Annotated in this window: 14 protein-coding genes and 1 pseudogene; 5 read left to right on the forward strand and 10 right to left on the reverse strand. The window is 40.7% G+C overall.

The annotated features are described in order from the left end of the window. Positions 1-19 precede the first annotated feature (19 nt). The 4 genes from HC643_RS35590 (at position 20) to HC643_RS35600 (ending at position 2,915) form a co-directional block, all read left to right on the forward strand. A complete protein-coding gene (locus HC643_RS35590; protein ID WP_038082067.1) occupies positions 20-715 on the forward strand; it encodes a hypothetical protein in 696 nt (231 codons plus the stop codon). A gap of 122 nt (positions 716-837) precedes the next feature. Continuing rightward, entirely contained in the window at positions 838-2,337 is a 1,500-nt protein-coding gene (locus HC643_RS35595) for a S10 family peptidase (protein WP_038082066.1), read from the forward strand. After that, positions 2,324-2,518, forward strand: a complete 195-nt coding sequence (locus HC643_RS41805; RefSeq protein ID WP_050046476.1) for a hypothetical protein — start codon at positions 2,324-2,326, stop codon at positions 2,516-2,518. Before HC643_RS35595 ends, HC643_RS41805 begins: the two co-directional genes overlap by 14 nt. A 286-nt stretch (positions 2,519-2,804) precedes the next feature. Then, positions 2,805-2,915 (forward strand): hypothetical protein, encoded by a 111-nt coding sequence (locus HC643_RS35600; RefSeq protein ID WP_408019775.1) that lies wholly within the window; start codon positions 2,805-2,807, stop codon positions 2,913-2,915. Between the two features lie 108 nt (positions 2,916-3,023). Here the strand turns inward: HC643_RS35600 and HC643_RS35605 are convergent, their stop codons facing one another. The 7 genes and pseudogenes from HC643_RS35605 to HC643_RS35635 form a co-directional block, all read right to left on the reverse strand. Next, positions 3,024-6,752, reverse strand: coding sequence for a WD40 domain-containing protein (locus tag HC643_RS35605; protein WP_038082064.1), 3,729 nt, complete (start codon positions 6,750-6,752; stop codon positions 3,024-3,026). A 154-nt stretch (positions 6,753-6,906) separates the two neighbouring features. After that, positions 6,907-8,476: pseudogene (locus HC643_RS35610) on the reverse strand (mechanosensitive ion channel family protein). A 71-nt stretch (positions 8,477-8,547) separates the two neighbouring features. After that, the gene (locus tag HC643_RS35615) at positions 8,548-9,879 is read right to left on the reverse strand and encodes an aromatic ring-hydroxylating dioxygenase subunit alpha (RefSeq protein WP_038082063.1); all 1,332 of its coding nucleotides are present in this window, start codon (positions 9,877-9,879) and stop codon (positions 8,548-8,550) included. A gap of 281 nt (positions 9,880-10,160) precedes the next feature. Continuing rightward, positions 10,161-10,649: a tellurite resistance TerB family protein gene (locus HC643_RS35620; RefSeq protein ID WP_038082061.1), complete on the reverse strand. Its 489-nt coding sequence runs from the start codon at positions 10,647-10,649 to the stop codon at positions 10,161-10,163. A 1,056-nt stretch (positions 10,650-11,705) separates the two neighbouring features. Next, complete coding sequence (locus HC643_RS35625; protein ID WP_038082055.1) at positions 11,706-13,172, reverse strand: AAA-like domain-containing protein; 1,467 nt, start codon at positions 13,170-13,172, stop codon at positions 11,706-11,708. 363 nt (positions 13,173-13,535) lie between these two features. Next, positions 13,536-14,150 (reverse strand): hypothetical protein, encoded by a 615-nt coding sequence (locus HC643_RS35630; protein ID WP_137986534.1) that lies wholly within the window; start codon positions 14,148-14,150, stop codon positions 13,536-13,538. A gap of 271 nt (positions 14,151-14,421) precedes the next feature. Next, positions 14,422-14,763 (reverse strand): BON domain-containing protein, encoded by a 342-nt coding sequence (locus HC643_RS35635; protein ID WP_038082050.1) that lies wholly within the window; start codon positions 14,761-14,763, stop codon positions 14,422-14,424. A gap of 1,054 nt (positions 14,764-15,817) precedes the next feature. On the opposite strand from HC643_RS35635, the gene HC643_RS35640 reads away from it, so the two are divergent. Continuing rightward, positions 15,818-17,476, forward strand: coding sequence for an alpha-amylase family glycosyl hydrolase (locus HC643_RS35640; RefSeq protein ID WP_038082049.1), 1,659 nt, complete (start codon positions 15,818-15,820; stop codon positions 17,474-17,476). Positions 17,477-17,555: 79 nt separating this feature from the next. On the opposite strand, the gene HC643_RS35645 is transcribed toward HC643_RS35640, so the two are convergent. The 3 genes from HC643_RS35645 to mltA form a co-directional block, all read right to left on the reverse strand. Further along, positions 17,556-17,933, reverse strand: coding sequence for a hypothetical protein (locus HC643_RS35645; protein ID WP_038082072.1), 378 nt, complete (start codon positions 17,931-17,933; stop codon positions 17,556-17,558). Between the two features lie 700 nt (positions 17,934-18,633). Beyond that, positions 18,634-21,027, reverse strand: coding sequence for a sensor domain-containing diguanylate cyclase (locus HC643_RS35650; protein ID WP_137986533.1), 2,394 nt, complete (start codon positions 21,025-21,027; stop codon positions 18,634-18,636). A gap of 536 nt (positions 21,028-21,563) precedes the next feature. Beyond that, complete coding sequence (gene mltA / locus HC643_RS35655; protein ID WP_038082046.1) at positions 21,564-22,796, reverse strand: murein transglycosylase A; 1,233 nt, start codon at positions 22,794-22,796, stop codon at positions 21,564-21,566. Positions 22,797-22,860: the final 64 nt, after the last annotated feature.

Consider the following 22,860-nt stretch of genomic DNA (forward strand, 5'->3'; position numbering starts at 1 on the left):
TAAAAATACGACAGGCTATATGAGAGGGGAGCAAAATCTATGTCTATTGCCAGCAGTCGATAGCCAGATGTTTACAGCAAACCCGCCGGAAACCTCTGCCGACTTAGCAGTAGCCTTATTAATTCACTATAGTTTTGACCTTAGTGGCTACAGCGCCATTGAGCTTGTGGAACTTTGGCAAAAGCAATACCCAGGGAACTGGTTGCACTTAGCTGTGATTGAAGCACTGTATCAAGGTCGATATAAAGCAATTTCTGTGCAGCAAATATTAACTTGCTGGCAAAGGAGGGGACAAGCCATTTTCCATTTCAATATGGAATTTGAACGCTTGATTTGCAGCAAATTTCCTCAAAGCCTGACTGCACTTCCCAATCTATCCTCAGGTAAGGCTTTCACTTCAAGATATGAGGAAACGACGCAGCAAGTCGTAGAATCATTGCCTGAGATAGATTTCCCATTACAGACATCTGATGTTGAGGCGATCCCCGTGGAAACGAATGAAGTCAGCATATCTATTGATTTGATACAGACACAGGAAGAGATTTCGCCATCCGCTCCAGAGGAGATAGTTCCAGTTACAACTAACAATCCCCCTATCGGTCAATTTACTCCAGAAACACGGGCGGGTTCTGAATCTTTTACATCAAAATTAAAAGCAATTTCCTATGAGGAATTGCCTTCAAGAAGATTGCTGTCCGGACGGAGTACGCGATAAGTCGGGTACGGCTGTGCCAAAGCGATCGAGTGTGAGGTAATTTTTTTCAGAGAAGGGCAATTGAACCGATCCCAATATAACTAACAATATTTGTATCCAAATCAATACGCCCATCTTAAAATATGCCCGATACTCCTAATTCTCCCACAAGTCGCAAGTCCAGTACAACCGAGCATACACTATTGCTTGGCGATCGCCAGATCCGCTACACGGCTGCTTCTGAGTGGCAAACTCTGTTCGAGCAGGAAAAACCTGTTGCCGAAATGTTTCACGTGGCTTATTTAGCTGCAGATGAAGAAACATCGCAAAGACCGCTCACTTTCGTCTTTAATGGTGGTCCGGGCGCGGCTTCTGCTTATCTGCATATGGGAGCATTGGGTCCGAAGCGCATTTCTTTTGGAGAGCGTGGCAGCTTGCCCAAACCTCCCGTTCGCTTGGTAGATAATGCCGAAAGTTGGCTGAGCTTTACAGATTTGGTTTTTGTCGATCCTATAGGTACTGGCTTTAGCCGCACCATACCTCAAGACAAAGATACTCAGGGTAAAGACAGCGAGAAAGCCAACCCTCAGGAGGCTAATAAACCCAAGGAAACGGAATTTTGGGCAGTTGAGCGAGACCTGAAAGCACTCGGAGAATTTATCCAACGATTTCTCTCGCAAAAGAAGCGGTGGCTGTCCCCCATCTTTATTGCAGGAGAAAGTTACGGTGGTTTTCGAGTGGCAAGGTTAGCCCGCACGCTACAGCAGGAATTCGGTGTTGGTCTTTCCGGTGCCATTTTGATTTCTCCAGCTTTGGAATTTAGTTTGCTTGAAGGTAGCGATTATAACCTAACATCTTGGGCAACCCTGATTCCCTCCTTTGCCGCCGCCGCCGCCCATCACGGTCGCGCTCAATGGGCAGGAGAACCAGGCAATTTACAAGCTCACGTAGCAGCTGCGGAACAATTTGCCCGCGCAACTCTGATTCCATTTTTGGCATTGGGAAATACTATGACATCTGAGGAACGCCAGAAGGTGTATCAGCAGCTAGCAGGGTTGATCGGTTTACCCGTGACACTTGTTGAGAGACAAGCAGCGAGAATCGGGATTGAAGTCTTTGCCAGAGAACTGTTGCGCGATCGCCAACGGATTGTGGGACTGTATGATGCTTCAATAACCGCGATCGATCCTTTTCCCGATCGCATAACATACGAGGGAACCGACCCCACTCTTGGTGGATTGGATCGCTTGTTTACCGGCGCTATTAACAGTCACTTACGAGATACCCTTGGTGTTGAAACCGATTTGTCTTACCATCTGTTGAACTTTGAAGTATTTAAAGCTTGGAAATTTGAAATTCAAGGAGAGTTTAAGCAGGGCTTCCTTGGATCGGTAGATGATTTGCGAGTGGGAATGGCTTTAAACCCTTACATGCAGGTATACATCACCCATGGATTCTTTGATTTGGTAACCCCCTATTTCTCCTCCAACCATTTAGCAGATTTGATGAAATTAGATCCAGAGATTCGCTCTAATCTGACTCTCAAAAATTTTCAAGGTGGCCATATGTTCTACGCCTGGGATGAATCTCGCGCTTCCTGGTTTGCCGATATGAACGCCTTTTACCAAAATGCAACGGCTTGAGGAACTGTTTGGCAAATTTGTTGTCGGAGAATCTGCTCAAACTCTTGAACAGCATCATCTCAGTCAGGAATGGGGGGGTGTTAGAGTAACACAACGTGAGTTCCACAGACCTCACCCACCCACTTTTTTCTTAGTGCCTTTAAATCTTTGGGTGTCTCACCCAAAACATACAGTAACTTAGTACAGCACGGCATAAATAAGGTAATCATTAATATCTGAACTTGCTTCAACGATATGGAAGCAGCAGCCTTGGTGACAGCTTATGGTACGTTGTGGTACAGATAACGCAAGTTCAGTGTGGGTAGTTGACTTAAGACCGTTTTTGGATTTGAGCATATGAATTGGCAAAGTGCTGGCGTAACAGGTCATGCATAAAACGATATCCACCGCCTACTCTTTGCAAAAATAAACGATTGGTGCTCAGTGCTGCTCGAATTGTCGTTGCATTTACACACGGATTTGTCCACATGGAACTGGCTGGAGCATTCCGCTTGGGTGGCAATGTTGAGGAAGCATTTGAACTAGGCATTGAAAGTTTGATTGAATTTCTTCACAAATTCCATAGCGATAAGACTTAGTAGCGTCAAGTAAACTTGATGTCGCTCGAGTTGGAGCGACACAATCAGGGGTTTCTTGAGCGGTGAGTTGTCAGGCTGCGGATGTCAACCAGGTTATTAAGAAAATTTTTAATAGTTCTGAGAGTCATTGCAGAGTGAGCTTGAGCCTTTCTCAACTGCTGTGTTAGTTTTTAAATAGTCCTGTATTAACTTGCAACCATAACTCAGTGAATCTAAGTAAAGAATTCGCTGCAAGTTCCAAATAGTGAGCGTGTTATCATCACCCCCTGAAGCTAGAACACTTCCATCGGGACTGATAGCGATTTGTCTAATCGCTGCAGTATGTCCTCTAAGGGTCTTTATTTCCGTACCATCAAGCTTCCAAAGTTTGACAGTAGCATCTACGCTACCAGAAGCAAGTATTTTCCCATCAGGACTAAACGCAACTCCCCAAATCGCGGCAGTGTGGCCTTTGAAAGTTCTCAGCAACTTGCCTTCAAGATTCCATAGCTTAACAGTATTGTCGCCACTTCCAGTCGCTACCATTTTACCGTCTGGGCTAAAGGCAACTCTCCATACTGTTGCTGAGTGTCCTACAAAAGTTCTAAACAACTTACCCCTTCGGGGTTCGCCAGTCGCCTGCGGAGGGAAACCCTCCCGCAGCGCTGGCTCACCATCTACCGTCCATAGTTTAGCAGTACTATCACCACTGGCTGAACCAATGAAGCGACTATCCGGACTAAATACGACTTGCCAAACTTCCGCCTGATGTCCTTTAAGGATCTGTGGCGCAGGGCGATCTCTAACCCATACATGAATGATTTTGTCAACATTTGCCATTGCGATCGCTTGTCCGTCAGGACTCAATACTCCTGCCAATAGCTTACCGAAAGGAATCTTGTAAGTAGCAACACTAGTCCCGTCTGGCTTCTTGAGTTTTACTGTTTCATCGTAAGCGGCAAGAGCAATTAACTTACCATCTTGACTAAATGAAACATCGAAGACTACAGTCTTAGATTCAGTAAAAGTTTTGAGTAATTTGCCTTGGCGATTCCAAAGTTTAGCGGTGTTTTCGTGGCTAGCTGTGGCGATTGTTGAACTGTCGGAAGTAATAGCTATTGACCAAATCCCGGACTGATGGGCAATGATAGACTTTTGGAATGGGTTCTCACTCTGCCAGAGTCTGACAACGTTTTCTGCCCCCGCCGAAGCAATAAAGCTGCTATCGGGACTAAAAGCGACTCCCCAAACGGATGCACTATGCCCTCTAAGCGTTCTTAGTTCTGTCCCATCAATGCTCCATAGTTTAACCGTTTTGTCGAAACTGGCGGAAGCAATAGTTTGACTATCAGGACTCCATGCTACTCCCCAAATGCCAGCAATGTGACCTTTAAGAGTTTTATACTGGCGGTAGCTTCCATCACTGCTGTCTCGCTGCCAAAGTTTTACTGTTTTGTCTTCACTTGCTGAAGCAATCGTCTGACCGTCAGGGCTGAAAGCGACTCCTACAACCCAACTAGTGTGACCAATGAGAGTTTGTAAAGATTTGGCGTTTTGCCAACCTGCACCGTCTCGCTGCCAAAGTTTTACTGTTTTGTCTACACTTGCGGCAGCAACGATATTACCACTAGGACTAAAAGCGACTCTCCAAAACCCCTGTTTGTAACCTTGAAACGTCCTTAGCAACTTACCGTCTCGCTGCCAAATTTTCACCGTTCTGTCGAAACTACTAGAGGCAAGAAACTGACCATCGGGACTAAACGCGACTCCCCAGAGTGAAGCTGTGTGACCTTTGAGAGTTCTTAGCAGCTTGCCATCTAGCTGCCAAAGTTTAATAGTGCCATCTTCACTGGCTGAGGCAAGTATCTGACCGTCAGGGCTAAAATCGACTGCCCTAACTGTTGCGGTATGACCTTTGAGAGTTGCAACTAGTGTACCATCACGTCGCCAAAGCTTGATTGTTTGATCTAGACTTGCTGAGGCAATTAGAGAACTGTCAGGACTGACATCTACAGCTAGAACAGCTGCTGTATGACCCGAAAAACGGTTGTACTCATCTGCTCCATAAACTGCTTGTTGCAGTGCATTTTCCACTTGAGGTGCAAGATTTGTATTTGATTTACCTAATTTTTGTAGTCTTTTTTTGGCTTTGATTGCTTCTACAAGCGCATCCAATCTACGATTCGAGGCAAACAATCCAACAGAAGAAGATACAAGCGCCTGAATTTCACTGTTTTTAGCTTGAGTTTCACTTGTGCGAGTCTGGCGATACAAAATAAAACTTCCTATTCCCAAACTACTAGAAACTAGCAACCCAATAGTTACTACAATTAGTAGATATTTCTGCAATAAAGCTGTTTTTTTCTCTTGTGCTAGTCGTGCTTCTACCTCTAGAGCCGTTTTCCTCTCTTGTGCTAATCTTGCTTCTATCTCTAGAGCCCGGGAAGCCTCCAATGCCATTTGCACTTCACGGCGATCGCATTCCGCACTCGCGGCTAAAAATTGATAATCTAAATCGCTCAGACTTTTGCCCTGCGACCAATTTTGAGTGTCTTTTAAAGCTTGTCCTCGCAACAGACGCGATTCATCTTTGTAACCCGATGCTACCCAAGCGTTGAATGTTTGTGAGTAGGGACGGAGGTTATCTAATTGTCTTAATACCCATTGGGCATTAAAAACATTCCGATAAATGGGATTTTTAATTTTGAGATAACCATTGTATTTTTCTACTAAACCAGACAACAACAGTTGTGTCTGTTCTCGACTGTCATCAGATGGAACAAGAGAAACAACAAGTAGAGGGGAAAACTCTTCTCCCGTACTCCTGGATTCCCCTGCTCCTGGGTTCCCCTGCTCAAGAGCTTCTTGTGCTTGCAACACCTGTTGATAAATACCCAACAACCGCCCTGCTTGTTGTTCGTCAAATAAAAGGCGATCGCGAATAGTACGCAAATGTTCGGGTTCGTCTTGTGACTGCCAATTTTGAATAATACGCGTTTTTACTAATTCCTCTACCCACAATACTTCTGTACCTGGAGGTAGGGTAATCATTCCTGTGGCAGTTTCAAAAGCAACATCGGTAATTAACTCACAGAGTTTTTGTGTGAGAAACGGTTGTCCCCCTGTCCAATGAATAATCTCTTGTAGTATTGCTTGTGGTTGACTAATTACTTCTGCTAATCCTGGAAGCAACGGCGTGGCTTCATGCAGATCAAAGCCTTGTAATTCAATTGCTTTACCAAGATTAAAGGGCGTGCGACGTTTATCTGCAATCAAGTCAGAGGGACTTGCTACACCAAATAGTGCAAATCCCAAACGTTCAAACTTTGAGTTATGTGGTCGTAGATTATAGCACTGACGAATCCAACCAAAAAAATCATTAATTGGAAAATTTAAACTCAGCAAACTATCAATTTCATCAATAAAGATGAAAATGCGTTTGGCTTTGCCGTCTAGGAAAGAATCGCTTTTAAGATTTGGTAATAAGATATCTTCAACAAATAGCTGTAGTTTTTGCACGGGGGAAATACCTGCTTGCATTTCCCACCAATGTTGAAAGTCGATTTGCGACCCTAATTTTAAGCTATAGAATAAGCTGATAATAAGGCCCTTGTACCATTGATCTGGTGCAGTATCTTCAATACCCAAGCGAGTCATATCTAAGTAAACACAGCTATGCCCTTCTTCCTTAAGCCGATAGCTTGTACGCTGTAGTAACGATGACTTGCCCATCTGACGAGAGTTGAAGACATAACAAAAATGGCCTGCTTTCAAGCAGGCATAGAGTTGTTCATCTGCCTGACGGGTAACGTATGTGGGATCGTCACTGCGGAGACTACCCCCTACTTGATATCTCATATTTAAGTATGATTCTTATAAGTAAAGACATTAACATAATGATTACGTAATTTGCAGATAAATTATTGAAAGTAAATATTGTAAATTTTAAAACACAGATTTAGCTCGACACAATTTAGAGACGATTTATGAAATACACCTTAAATTTTTAATTCTAAGAAAAACCGCAAATTTCAATTTCTTCTTGGCTAAAAGTATCCCTTAAGATCTTGCGGAGAACACGCTGAATATGAGGGTGTTTTCCAGGCTTGACTTTTGTCAATGTCAGCAGCAATAGATTATTCTCACCAAAATTTTCGATTCCAGATACTCGCGTAGGTTCTAGAACATCCTGTTCATCTGTTTTTAACTGCTGTCCTACCTTCTCAACTACTCTATACACACGATCTAAATTAGAGTCATAAGAAACACTAATTTCTACCCTTGCATATATACTGTTTGGAGTAGTTGATAATCGAGCCGATATCTCCATTACGAACAATTTGCAATTGACCGTCGGGATGGCGAACGTGAGTGGTTCGCAGTTCAATCGCTTCTACAATCCCTTCAATATTTCTTTCTTCTACTTTCCCAACTTCAACATAATCACCCACCAAGTAATAGTTTTCAAACAAAATCAAAAATCCACAAACAACATCATTAATTAGGTTTTGCGCCCCAAGACCGACTGCTATACCCACAATTCCAGCACTCGCTAAAATTGGTGCAGGATCGATGCCAATCAATTTAAGTATAGTTACTCCGGCAGTAAAGTAAACGAAATATTTAGCAAAACTCCGTATTAAAGGAATTAGTGTCAGCCTTTTTTGTCGCTGTAAATCATTGACATCTGTAGTTTTTAAATAGAACTCATCAAGTATAAAGTAAGCGACTTCAATCGAAACACTGCTAATAAAGAAAACACCAATAATTTGCACAATTGTAGGGGTATAAGAGCCGATCCAAGCTATAGGCTCTATTTCAGGTACAACAAGATTTACTATACCGACATAGAGAACGTATTCCAAGCATTTTTTGAAGAGAGGGATTAAATGACGTAACCGCTCATATAGACGCAGTAAATTGTTAGAACTAGAGTATTTCAGACTTAGGGCATCGAGCGTATCAACGATAGTAGCAACAGCTTTAACAATCAGTAACCCAATTGAAATAATAATGTATATTTTTAAAGCAATGTAAAGATATTTGGTGATAGCTGTCGGTAGGTAAAGAAAATTCGCACATAAAATAGCAGAAGCTATCCATATACTATAAATAATAATTCTTTTTAAGACTCTAAAAAAAGCTTCGACGCTCTCATCATTAGCCTTAATTCGATCGGCTTTTTTAGTGTATTCGCAAATCCAGTCTATACCCCGACTTAATGGTGAAATGCTAAATTTAACTAATATTAGGAGGCTCATAGTTTTCCAACTTGCTGTGAAGAGATTGCGCCAAAATTGAGTCGGAAGACTACGAATAAGGTTAAGTTGGAATTCTTGAACGTTTCCACCTCGATAAATTACCGTTCCATTGATACCAACTATCGCTAGACATAACACCATACCAGTCAGAATTAAAACTTTGCTAATACTCCGGCGCAGGAAGGTGATATTTGCAGTTCTTCCTTGAAGCCAAGAAACTTTAATGAGTTGTTTGAAGATTATGCCAATTAGCCAGTTCAACAGCAGAAAAATGATTATTAAAAATATGACTTCCCCCAGGATAATTAGTATATTATTCATTTTGTAGATATCAGTTAGTTGATTTATTAAATTTGAGCAGAGAACTAGGGCAAAAGTACTTGAAGTTGCTTCTATCTGCGTGCATGTATGTAGTCTACAAAGTAAAATCTTGGATGAAGCCAGAATCTTAGCCAAGCGTAAGCTCCTAGACTGAGTAGTGAGATCGCAATTAAGGGTAAACCCAGAGTCAGTCGCAATTCATCAGGAAAGAGAGCAACAGCGCAAACAGTAACAATAAAGTAGATTAAAAGCACTGCTTGTAAGCATTCTACAACTAAAAGTGCTTTCCGACAGCTATGACAATGTTGGGTGTGTTGCTTGTAGCGATCGAGGATGTGTTGGCGATCGTTATTGATATTCCTTGTGAGTGGAACTTCGATTCCAACTTCACTCCAAGGTAGTTGTCCGTGACAGTAGCGATCGAACCAACTTCTAAACTCAATAATTAAACGGTCTGCACTTGTCGGTAACTGATAGGCGGTTTTCCAACTTTGGGTAGTTTGTCTTTGCTGAAGAAAATGCTCTTGCTGCATAAGAAGAACCATATCTCCATCAATTACCAAATTGCGATCGTTAATATGTTCCCACCACCGGGGTTGGAGACGAAAGAGTTTTGTGGCGAAGTTACGGGCAAATAAAATAATAATTCTAGACTTACCTGGAGATACAGGTATACAGTAGCTAACAAATCCAAACTGTTTGCTACTATCACTAAAACTGAAAGTATACTCTAAGCGACAAGGTGGTTCAAAAGTGATTTTTCTTTGAACACGTCCAAATGTTGTCACTTCAATCAAATTGGCTGTTGATTGCTCAATTTTAAACTCAATTGGTCTGGCTTTTGCGCGATCGCCTTGCACGCCATGATGAGAAAATGGAACATGACTCGGATCTGCCACATTTTCTATAAGAGTTTGCCAGTCATACTCTAAATCCCGTACAAAAGAAGTCCAAACAAAGCCAATGCTAGCATCTATTTTGGGTGACAAAGGTAAGGGTGTATTAGTAGCTTGTTGAGTTGATTTTACATCTGGCCAAACCCAGAGTAAATCCTGTTGCTGACGGACTGGTAGTGCTACAGCACACAGAATTTCTTTATTCTTGCTCACAAGTTCTGGATTTTCTGCTTGGGGAATATGAGTGCAAATTCCTTGCTTGTCAAATTGCCAACCATGATAACTACACATTAAATTCCCCGTTTTCTCATCAATGCGTCCCTCACTTAAGGGTGCAAGGCGGTGGGGACATTGATCTAAAAATACTTGAAAAGTTTGGGATGATTTGGGTTTCCAGATCACTAAACGCAGCCCCAAAAGTGTTACTGGTGTTGGTTTTTTGGGTTCTAAGTCTTCGATTGGTGATAGGGGATACCAATGCTGAAAAAAATTGAATTCCGGTTTCATTTGACAAAAAATTAGGGTGTCGAAGACTCTTTGGCGAGAGGTTCATCGAACTCAGGTTAAATAAGGTTTTTAAGAAAGTTGGAACCTGTAATTTTTACAGTAATCGCTGTCGTAACAACGAGTGTTATTGTTTCCCGAAGTAACTTGTGCGAAAGCAAGGCTTCAGTTGTGACCCTCAGAGGTAACGAAAACGTTGGTGATTTTGGGATGCGATCGCCCATTGCCAAGAGAACCGAGCCTCCCAATCTCTTGAAGGGAATAATCGGCTCTCGGCAGCGGATTTAAGCTAAAACATCAGTTTGTAGTAGTGCTTTGCGTAATGCTGTTACTGCTTCTTCTGTCTCTATCAATCTCTCAAGAGAAAGTGCAATATCATCTTCAACCTTTAACAGTTTAGCTGCTTTTTTTACAGCTTGTCGCTCTTCAGTTGCGTAATGGTCAACACGAGCCATTTGAATTGCATGATACAATAATGACCTTGATTTAGACCAAGTAGGAACATCAACTGTAATCTTACCCAGCAAAATTTCTAAATTAGAATTTTTGTAGTCGAATGCTTTGTATTTCACTATTACTTCTTCAGGAGCGCCAGCCAAGCGTTGATGATTTACTAACCAGTTAAATTCGGCTTCTGAAACCTCTCCATCAGCACCTGCAATAGCAAGTAGAGCATATCCATAGTTCAGGTATGCTTCAGTGGGAATTGCAGAAATACCTAAGTTCTTTTTCAGAAATTCTGAAGCAGGTAGTACTTCTGGAACATTACTCATACATTACCTCTTTGTTTTTTGAGAATTTATTATTTAGCAGATGCAATTTATAAATGAAAGAATTATTGCCTGGGTTTATAAGTAATGTTTACCCATTAAATTCTTTCTATAATTGCTGATGTACTGCTATTGCTATTTACGCATTTAAATAATCTCAGCATCAAAGCGAAAATGCAAGGAAAGTTAAGGTATTTAAGAAAGTTAGCAAAAAAATATTTTAAATTGAAAATATCTTCTATTTAAAGCTTGATATTTGATATCAAACATCTATTCAATAAATATTCAAAATAATTAACTTGTGTAGAATCAGAGTAATTTAAGGCTATTGTTGAAAATAAGGTTAAAGATAATGTATGAGAAGTCAGCGCTTCTATTTCGACTGATTAATCTTAAAATTAAGAATTTATGACAAAAGCGATTGTTGCTGCACGTGCTGGTCAACCATCTCCTTCTTTGCTCCCTGAGATTACTACGGATTCTCATAAAGAAGACTTAAAGAAGACTTGTTCAAAACTGCTTAAGAGCGCTTCCGCGATACAGTCCGGCATTGCCGAGCGCACAACGCTGAGTTAGTCCACTCCAAAAAACCTCCTTGCCCCCATACCAGAGCCCAAGTACTCACTCACTAGCCCGCAAAGCGCGTTCGCGTCGCGGCTGCTTTGCAGCATCGCTTGTCTCAAGTCAACTCCAACAAACTTCCTTACCTTTACTCGGGAGTACTTGATTGGCGATAAGAACCTGCCAAATTCTCGCTCACTTTTAGGGGGCTATCTGTCATTCAACCAATCACCCCCCTGAACGCATACGATTACCTTATAGTTGCTCTATCAAACAATTGTGGATAGCTGCTGGGGGGGACAAGAGGGGCTAAAAAGCAGACTGGATGACCCTCCAGGAATTAAGCCTAAATTTCTTAATCTTTCCCAAATGTCTGCTTCTCTTTGAATTCAAATACAGTACCACTGTCAGTTGCGTTTTTAGGTGCGTTTGGTAGAATTCAGGTAATAATTGCATATTTTCATTAGATAGGTCTTGTTGACACCCAACCTATCTTTTTTACCATAAATGGAGCAAATCTTTACCCTGTAAAGCTTTCAAACTTTCTTCTCCCCCCGACAGGGATAGCTGTTTTGCAAAATAAGTGCGGTAGATTTCGCAACGCGGTAAGATGCGATCGCCTTCAAAGCAAATTAATCCCAAACCTTCAAGCTTGTAAGTGTCAATAGGATTAAGAGAAATACCTTGTTTTGCTGCCAGAATTTCAGCATAGGTCTTTGCTAATCTAGGATTTTCTTGCAGCTTGATCCAGTGTCGCCATAAATGATAGCGGTAGATTCCACCATTGGCGATCGCATCCTCTATTATTTCTTGCAGAGTCATTTCTTGAGACCTAAGATAGTACAAACTAATCTGAATTAGTGCGGGATGTCCTCCTACTAACGACATCAGTTTGGCAAAATCTTTAGCTTTAAATGAGTCTAAACCATACCGTCTCGCTAAATCTTCTACTTGTGGTTGAGTAAAATCGTTCAGACGAATAGGTAGGCCAATATTAAAAGGAGAGAGGTTAATATCCATAGAGATATAGTCTTCAGTTGAGTAAACCATTACTAATCTCAGCTTTTGCCACTTAGGATTGTGTCGTGCTTCCTCACACCATGACCTCAATAAAGCAAAAAACTCTTGACAAATGTGAGGATATTCAAAAAAACGGTCAATTTCATTCAACACTAAAACCACTGGGCTTTGACATTGCTCAAGCAAATAGTTTTCTAAATAGAAGCCGCTACTCAAGTTGTAGCCAATTTCTTCATTCCACTTTTCCTTGAGGTTGGGGTCAATACCTAACTGAGTTGCAATTTTCCAGCAAAGACGACGCAACAATTTATTTAAATCAGTTAGACTCTCACTATCAAATTGGTAGCAATTCAGATTCACAGTCTGATACCCAAGTTTCTGTGCAAAAGCACAAAGCCGCAATACAAGAGAACTTTTACCCATTTGTTTGGGAGATCTAATCCGAATCACGCAGCCACTAGTAGTTACTTCTCGATAAACCTTTCTCTCTAGTGGAGGACGTTCAATATAAAAGTGAGAATCTAAAGGTACGGGGCCATCCGGGTATGACCAAAGATTTTCTATCTGTTCGGTTTGTGTGTGATGTTCTTCGACAAATGAGGTTAATTCAGAACGTTGAGATAAATTTTCTTCTATATTTGCAGTAGATAATAAGTCAGATGTTTCAGTCTCATTTGCTTTGTTAACTATGGTGTAGTCTTCGCTATGTAGTTCTAGATTAAAAGCGCTAAAACAGAGTTTTATAGTTTTTTGATCTACACATCCATTTAAAGACCATAATTTACTCAAAGTTCTAGTAGAAATATTAATGCGCGAGCTTATTTCTTCTAAACTCAAGTGTTCGCCTTTATTTTCTACTATCTCCAAAGAAAGAATTGCTGATTGTAACCGTTTAATTCCTGTAGAAGTCAGTATAGCTCCTCGATTGCGTCTAGTTTTATACATTACTGCTCCAAATATTTATTATAAATCAGTATCACAAGCAATAATTTTTTCTATTTGCTTACTGAAAATACAATTTTACGTAGTAAGTCTTGATACAGTACCATTTATTTTTTTTTAACTCCATTGAAATTATAATAGATGCAAGTAAGATTATACTAGCTTGACAGTCAATGCTAGTATCAATTAGCTATTTTTGCTACTTTTCGTACTTTTCGCACTTTTCCACTCGGTGGATAGTTGTCTTGCAAAAACTTTCTTTCTTCAGAAAGTTTTTATATTTACCTAAATTTGTCTAAATGTGATTCAGTAACTAGTGCTTTTGACTTGTATAAGTTATAATAATTATTTCTAAAAGAAAAAATTTTATAACTGTCTTGATACCCATTGAGGAGTAAAAATACTCTGGTAAATCGGATTTTTAACTCTCAGATAACCTTTATAATTTTTAACTAAACTAGATAGTAACAGTTCTATCTGTTCTTCACTATTATCGGCTGGTATCAAGTTATCTAGTGGATTCCTATTCTTTAGTTCCTCTACTTGTAACACCCGTTGATAAATTTTTAATAACTTTCCTGCTTTGTGTTTGTCAAAAAGCAAGCGATCTCTTATGGTACGCAGATGTTCGGGTTCATCTTGGAATTCCCAATGTTGAATAATGCGCGATCGCACTAATTGTTCTACCCAATACCAATATCCTTCAGTACCGTTCGGTATGGTAGTCGTTCCTTTATAACTTTCTAAGGCAACTTGCACAACTAAATGACAAAGCTTTTGCGTGAGAAACGGCTGTCCTCTTGTCCAATGAATAATATGCGACAAGATTGTCTGTGGCTGGGTGACTACTTCTTCTAAACCTTCAAGTAGGGGTATAGCTTCATGTAATTGAAAGTCAGATAACTTAATTGCTTGACCTATCTTAAAGAGAGTTCGATATCGATCGGCAATTAGGTTAGAAGGACTAGTTACACCAGACAAAGCAAAACCCAAGCGATAAGCACGCTTGTGCGGCTTGCGCGGCTGGGCGATAAGCGCTCTTTCAGCTTGCGCCGAAGCGATCGCTCTTATGCGTGGTGTTTGGAAGGCAATGTCTTTATTTTATTATTTTGTCAATGTGTAAGTCTTATTAATAACTACAACTTGTCATTTTCAGTATATGTCTGCTGACCGCTTGTCTGGAAAACTGAAATAAAAAATGTGAGAATCTCTGATGAGTACATCGGAAGAAACCCGCATTTTTTCAGCAAATTTATCCAACACTCACTTGGTCAGTAGTGACATCGGTTGCACCCGATACTCCACTAGCAACAGAAACTATTGTGTCAAGGATATCTTGATTGGGAACGCTTCCTTTTAATACAACGGTGCTACCTGTTTGAGCAACCCAGAGGGTCTCTATCTCGCTTAATTCAGAGTTTTGGTCAAAAGCAAGTGCAACTCGTTTTGCCAGTCCACTTTGATCGTACTCTCCATTCAGACCAACTCTCTCAGGAGGAATTTCTCCACCATCGGGTGATGTTTCTACTGGTACAGGGTTTGTCTGTGCATTTTCTGGCTTTTCCAGTCCGAACAATCGTTGTAACCAACCCATATGAATAACCCAAAAACTATCACATTTGGTTATACCATACAGAGTTTTTACAGTTACCGATTGTTGGTAATCGCTCTGGGGGCAATAACATGAAGCATCAGCCCTGCATGGCGATCGCACCACAGGTGTATTGAGACAATAAAGTCTTACACTGGCGTAGCCCCCAAGCCTTAATCTTACGTTAGCCAAAAAAACTGGATTGACAATAAAGTTTTACCTTGGGACGTTTGCCCATTCCTTTTTTGAGGAGCGAGCGTGACAATAAAGTTTTACACCAAGATGATTGAAAATGCTTTAAGTGATACGGCCCATCATACAAAATCCAGTCGCAAACGTACCAAAGTATGGATGGTTTCAGTGTAGGACTTTATTGTCTTGTGTACGACTTTATTGTCTTATGTAGAACTTTTTTGTTCTCATACAACAGGGCTTCTCAGATGCAATCAGTTTGCCACACACATTTTTGCCATCTTTCCGTGAGAAATTTCGCGCTTCGCTCAAACGCCGACAATGCGTTACGGTTTTACGGAAAACCTCAATTTCTTTCACCATGTATTACATCGTTGTTCTCCTCTACCTCGTCCCACGTATTACATGGAATAAGCACAATCAACTCCTCTATAAGGTTTTTTCCTTACCCAGCAATGAATTAATTCCTCTCACCCTTTAAGTAAGAGCAAACGCACAGTTATAAAAGCTTTTGCCCCTTCTGCCATATAATGAGTGGACTTCTGCCTCCATGTACTAGCTTCTCCAAGACATCTGGTTCTACCAAGTTCGTGATTCGGTAGAATTATGTCTTTCTACTGAAAAAAATTTCCGCTTCTCCACTCTCAAGATAGAGGTATAAAGTTCTTAATTATTTCTAGCGGACTATTGGCGAATTCATTTGATAACCTGACAATATTGATAGTCCAAACATTCTAAGAAACACAGCCTCTACATTGTTAACTACTCAATAATCATTGAAACGTTAATTATTTAGTTATTAGCAATGCTGTCCGTTAGTAATGTTTTTTAAACCGTAAAATTCATTTCAATTTCACAATTTACTATGACAAAGCCAATAGAATTTAACTTATTTGCACCCTATAATGAAGGCGCTGCTGTCATTGGTTCTTTTTCTAACTGGGAACCAATACCCATGCAAAAGGGTGATGATGGTTATTTTCGCACCACTGTTGAATTAGAAGACGGTACTTATCAATATAAATTTCGCGTTCAATCTAAATCTTGGTTTTTTGAACCCGACCAATGGGTAGATGTGACCGACCCTTACGCCACTAACATTGATGAATGGGGCGGAAATGACAATGGTCTTATACAAATCAAAGATGGCGAACGTATTGTTGATACTTATGTTTGGCAACACGACGATAAGCCTTTACCTGCAGACCATGAATTAGTTATTTATGAATTGCACGTTGCTGACTTTTCTGGTGGTGAGGACGATCCTTATGCACGTGGTAAATACAAGCACGTAGTTGAAAAACTAGATTATCTATGCGAACTAGGAATTAACGCTATTGAGTTAATGCCAGTTAAAGAATACCCAGGTAGTTATAGTTGGGGTTACAATCCTCGTTATTTCTTTGCCACAGAATCAAGTTACGGTTCAACAGCAGAGTTAAAAAATCTTGTTGATGAGTGCCATGCTAGAGGCATTCGTGTCATTATGGATGGTATTTATAACCATTCAGAAGCATCCTGTCCCCTCACACAAATCGACCACGATTATTGGTACCATCACGAGCCTCGCGATCCCGATAATAACTGGGGACCAGAATTTAATTACGAACACTATGATGAAAATTTAGAGACTTATCCTGCTCGAAGATTTATTGGAGATACGGTTCGTTTCTGGATTAGTGAATATCATCTTGACGGTATTCGTTATGATGCAGCACGGCAACTTGCTAACTATGACTTCATGCATTGGATTGTGCAGGAAGCTAAAAAAACTGCAAGCATGAAACCTTTTTATAATATTGCCGAACACATTCCTGAAACTACCAGCATCACCAATGTAGACGGACCAATGGATGGGTGCTGGCATGATAGTTTCCTCCATACTGTTGTCGCACACATTTGTGGCGATACCTTTGATTTAGAACAACTCAAAGACGTCATTGATTGCAAGCGTCAAGGTTTCATGGGTAGCACGAATGTTGTGAATTACTTGGCAAACCACGACCACGATCGCCTGATTGTAGAATTAGGAAACCGCAATATTTTTGATGAAGATGCTTTTAAACGATTGAAGTTAGGTGCAGTTCTCCTAATGACAGCCGTAGGTGTACCCATGCTTTGGATGGGTCAAGAGTTTGGGGAGTACAAGCCGAAAACCCAAGAGTCATCCAAAATTGATTGGAAATTGCTAGGCAATGACATGAATCGTGGCTTATTTGAACATTACAAAGGTTTGATTAATCTGCGGAAAAACAATCATGCTCTTTACACGGAAAATATTGACTTCATTCACGAAAATCCAGAGGCAAAAGTTTTAGCGTACAGCCGATGGAATGACGAAGGTTCTCGGGTTGTTGTCGTCGTCAATTTCTCAGAAAACTTCCTCGGCGGTTATCACGTGCCTAACTTTCCTAATGGTGGTACGTGGCACGAATGGACTAGCGATTATGATATTGAAGCTGGTGACGATGGTATTCTAACCGACTTAGGACCCTATGAAGCTAAAGTGTTTGTTTGGCAATAAGTAAACCTTTCTCCTCTTGGACTCTCGTTCCCATGCACTGCATGGGAATGCTAGAGTTTCTTCACAAGGTTTATAAAACTTAGTAAACTAAATTTCCAGTTCCTCGTAATTGACGTAAGGAATTTATGCAAGCCGGACAATCGCATCCAAATAGCTGAATCGCCGCATCACTTTCCTCATCCGAAAATTCCAACATAGCAATGTCCTGTGCTGATTTTCCTGTGGTGACGGTAGATGACTTTTCAGGAGTAGATGCTTGCTTTCTTTCCGAATCCCGAATACATACCAATTTATTAACAGCGTGAGGACTCGCTATACAAGTCTGACCGTTTTGAGTATGGATTAATTGCTGGTTATTAGTAGCAGCATGGACAGGATGAATAACACCTAGTGTAGACATCAGAGATACAAAAACTGAGGAACTAGAAAGTAGGTTAAGTATAAGTTTTCTGCTCATGTTTGTAGGATTCCTAGAAAAGATATAATTGTCCATTTAAGGTATTCGATCCATTGAAATAGGTCAAGTGTGTTTATACCTGATGGCTAAATTGACAATGTCTATTATAAGTAAGTTTCTGCTTTGAATTAAATTTATTTAACTCTTTCTATAAATAAGAATTTTCTTAAAAAAAACAAAGCACAAAAAATTTTTATGAGAGCTTGAAATAAGAAAACTCTCATACTATATAACCTTTTACGATATTTTAGAGTAGAGCAAAAGACCCAGTTTCTATCTATTGCTGTAAAAACTTATGTCTTATTGATGTTAAGACGCTTAAAACAGTATGCTTTTACAAAGAAACAGGATTTTTGAAATTAAAGTACCGAGCCACTGGCAGAATAATTGGGTATCAGAAGAGTGGTGCGCTCGACTTCCGCACCACTTGGGTAGATGCTTACTCGGGGTATAAGCGTTTATTTCCGCAACTACCCGAACATAAACCAAAAAAGTGAAGAACTTGGAAAGAAAAATCTGAACGTGGAAAAAAACTGGATTTTTCTGTGAAGGCGAACACCGTAGCGATGCTCCCGTTCCTCAATGGAACAGCACAAGTTCGATCTCAGACAGTTGTCTTAACTTAGAAACAAGTACAATTTCCTTTCCTTCTGCCCTCTCTGTGCCTTGTTTCTTGAGAGTGTTATGTATCCTTAAAGTTTTAAGATGAACCAACTTTATATCCATTGCGACCGTTAGCTTTTGCTTCATACAAAGCTTGGTCTGCGATCGCAATTAAATCTTCGGGCAATAATTCTTGCGCGGGATTTAAGCAGGCAATACCGATGCTGACAGTGACACACTGACTGACACCGGAGCGAAGGTGAGGAATTTGAAGTTGGGCAACTGCTTGCTGAATTTGTTCCACAATCTGTATTGCTCCCATCGTATCGGTATTGGGGAGAAGGATTGCAAACTCTTCTCCTCCATAACGAGCAACTAAATCGGTGGGTCTTTTCACAACTTTATCTAGCGTTTGAGCAAATTGTTGCAAGCAGTTATCTCCTGCTTGGTGACCGTAGTAATCGTTGTAGAGTTTGAAGTGATCGATATCACAAAGGAGCAAACTTAAAGGAGACTGTTCTCGGTTTGAACGTTGCCATTCGCGCTCGAGACATTCATCAAAGCTGCGACGATTGGCAATTTGAGTTAAGCCATCTAACTTTGCAAGACGCTGTAGTTCTCGATTGGCTTCTTCCAACTGTTGATAGAGTTCTGATTGTTGAATTGCGATCGCCAATTGAGTACTCAGCTGTCGCAATAAATGCCAAGTTGCTTGTTGCCACTGGTATGGCATATCACAATGGTGAGCAATTAATAACCCCCAAAGGTTCTGATGAATGACAACGGGAAGAACTAACACGGCTCTGGCTTGCAATGTCGTTAGCAAATTCACGTAACACGGATCTAAATTAGCTTTTAAAATATCGTTAACTGCATGAATGCGTCCTTGAAAATAGGAATGAGAAATGGTTTTTTGAAAACAAGGGTCTTGAACGTTCTGACCGAGAATAGAAAAAGATGGGTCTGATATTGATTCTGCTATCACTGTTCCGTGCCACTCAGCGTCAAATTGGTAGATAACAACTCTGTCAACTTGAAGAAACTGCCGCACTTCTTCTACGGTTGTGGTTAAGATTGAGTCTAAATGCAGAAACTGACGGATGTTTTGAGCAATAATTCCAATCAATCTCTCTCGATGTATTGCATGCTGCTCCCTTTCCAATGCCCTTCTGAGGGCTAACTCTGTTTGTTGCCGTTCTGCTAAATCTGTTTGTATCTGACGGTAAAGATCGGCTTGATGGATTGCGATCGCTAACTGCTCTGAAATTTGTTTGAGCAAATCGACTTCCCACTGCTGCCAGTATCGGGGGTTTTGACATTGATGGGCAATTAATAAACCCCAAAGACGATCCTGTCCGAGAATAGGAATCACAATTTTTGACCTAACGCCCAGTTGTCTGAGTGTTTCTGCAAGGCATGGAGCTATTTCATCCCGTTCAATATCCGCGATCGTTTGGACACGTCCCTCATAGTAGAGCTGGTAATTCTCTTGAGGAAAAATTTCTTCTGGCAATGGTTGTCCGGTAATCAGCGGAATATCCTTAGCAACCGCTTCACTAATAACGGTACCCGTACCATCAGCCATAACTTGATAAACTAAAGCTCGGTCTGCTTGCAGCAATTGCCTGACTTCTGCAACACCCGTATTTAAAACCTCCTCTATGCTTAAAGACTGGCGAATGCGTTGAGTCAATTGCGAAACAAGGTGTTCTCGTTCTGCTTGTTGTTGCAAAGTGATTTGTGCTTGCTTGAGAGAGGTAATATCCACACATACAGACGTTACCATCCAACAATCGGCAACGTCATCCCGTCTCGAGCAAAATATACCCAAAATCCATCGTACAGAGCCATCTTTATGCCGAATACGATATTCTATATTTCTCGAGCATTCCGCGAAAATATCCTCGTACAATGGAGCAATGATCGTTTCCCAGTCATCAGGATGTATTGTCGAGCTCCAGAGATTTTTATCTGCCGTGATTTCCCCTACAGTGTAGCCAAGGACAGCCTCAGTACCTGCAGAGCAGTACTCATACTCCCAATCTTTATTGGAAAATACTCGGTGGCAGCAAATCGCAGCCCTAGCTCTATTCAAAATATCGTTGAGTTTTGCTTCGGACTCTTGCAGTGCTTGTTCAAGTCGTTTGCGATCGCCAAGTGCTTGCGAAATGACTCTCGGCAATCGAATTGCTGCATATAGTACAATACACGCAGCTAGGGCGTCGATTCCTCCTAACAGCCAGTACTGCTTGTACCAAAGCATCCAAATTTCTATTATATGACTTATCCCACAACCAATCAGCAAAACTCCAAATAACAAAAAGATTTGAGCGTCAGGCAACTCTTTGCGCTTGCAAACAAAATACATTAATGCCAGGGCAATAGAGTTGACAGCTAAAACAAGCACGACATTGGAAATTAACTCAAGCAAAAGCAATTCAGGATTTTGGGAATAGCAATGCTCTGGGGAAATAGATAATACGGCTATCAAAAATAATGATATTTGATGCAGAATAACCACCTCGCTTTAGAAAAGCAATTTTTGAGAGTTCAAGTTTTCTCTAATTGAGAGTAGGCACCCAAACAGAGGTGGAAAAATAGTCACACCCGTTCTTTTTCATAAGAATTCGGCACCCATGTAACTAGGTACCATGAAACAAAACTTATCATATATAAATACTTTCTTGTGGTTTTATTTTCCTGACAATTAGCTAAAATACCGAATATTCTCGGTAAGAGAGATGCTACATATGAGTAACAATCGCGATAATTTATGACTTTATGATTTAAAATATTTGCCGATTTTCAGCAAATTTACATAAAAAATTAGCAGTTTAATGAAGGAGAAAGTATGAAGTATAAAGGATAAAATTAGGTTTTGTACGCTGTACAAATTGAATATTATATGGATCGAGGAATGACGGTCGTTTTAGAGTTGTAGAGACGCAATGCATTGCGCCCCGACAATAACTCTCATCTGTAGGAAAAGCAAACGTTGAGGATCTAACAATGCCTTCCCTAAATTTTTCATTCTTTTAAAAGCAAGTAGTATAAATTTCCAGTACTACCCGTGATACCAGCCCGAGAACCAGCTAAAGAACCCGTCCCCATAAAGTAATCGACACGTCCCGGAGTTTTGATCGCACTACCTGTGTCTTGGTCAAGCACAAAGCGATTGACCTGACGAGATTCCAAAGCGCCACCTATTTTTGGATAGGGGAATGAGCCATGAATCAGTGCCAGTGCTCCAGGAGGCATGAGAGATTTATCTGTAGCAATGCTGCGCTCTGCCGTTACAGGTACCCCTATACTGCCGGACGCAGACTCACCATTAGTTTCCTTAAAGAAAATAAAGCGTTCCCACAAAGGTAGATATTCATTTAAATCTTGAGGATTGCGGTTAAAATATGAGATTATACCGGGCATAGTAGCGTTTTCACGCTTAAGCTTCCCATTTTTAATAAGTTCTTTTCCAATACTTGTCCAAGGATAATCCGTTCCACCTGCAAAGCCAACAGAGGTCGTAGTACCATCAGTTAGTTTGAGTTGGGCAGAACCTTGAATGTGAATCAAGTATGCATCAAGTCGATTGCGAAACCAAAACATTTCCAAACCGCGCAACGGGCTTTTCTCTCCGAGCAAACCATTTTTCCCCTCTAAATCGATACGCTTGGGATGTGGTTTTGCCCATTGGTCAAAATTGGCAGGGAGTTGGTAAAGTGGATATTTATAGATTGGTGTTTGGGTACGACTGGCAGTATAAACGGGTTCGTAGTAGGCAGTAAATTTAACAGTCCCTTTACCATCACTACCCACTGATTTATAAAAAACAAATTCCCGCCGGACAGCAGATTGTAATTGTGCGGGGGATTTGGAGTTAACGACTAATTGACGGAAACGGATCAAACTACGACGGACACGATCTAGAGTAATTTCTTGAATGGGATAATTTTGATACGCTGAAACTGCTTTATCTGTTTGTAAATAACGCAAGCTGTTATCAATGGAAGCTAGTAACGCTTGTTTATCACCCCGTTTACCCTTTGTGTCCCAAATTTGCTCATCCCAACCCAAGCATCGCGATGGAGATTTACACGTTCCCACATTTATTGCTTCAAGTGGTGGAGGTAGTGGTTCGGTTGAGTTGTTTGGAGTAATTGGTATTGGAGCTATGGTGGGGACTTGAGCGATCGCTGACCTGACGGGGTTAATGAGGGCAATACCCAAACTCAAAGAAAGTAAAGCAAGGTTTTTTTTCATAATTTACATTTAATTTAATCACTCAATCGGCATAACAATTCTCTGCTCATTGTTGTATATTGTC

The sequence above is a fragment of the Tolypothrix bouteillei VB521301 genome, assembly GCF_000760695.4.
Taxonomy (GTDB): domain Bacteria; phylum Cyanobacteriota; class Cyanobacteriia; order Cyanobacteriales; family Nostocaceae; genus Scytonema; species Scytonema bouteillei_A.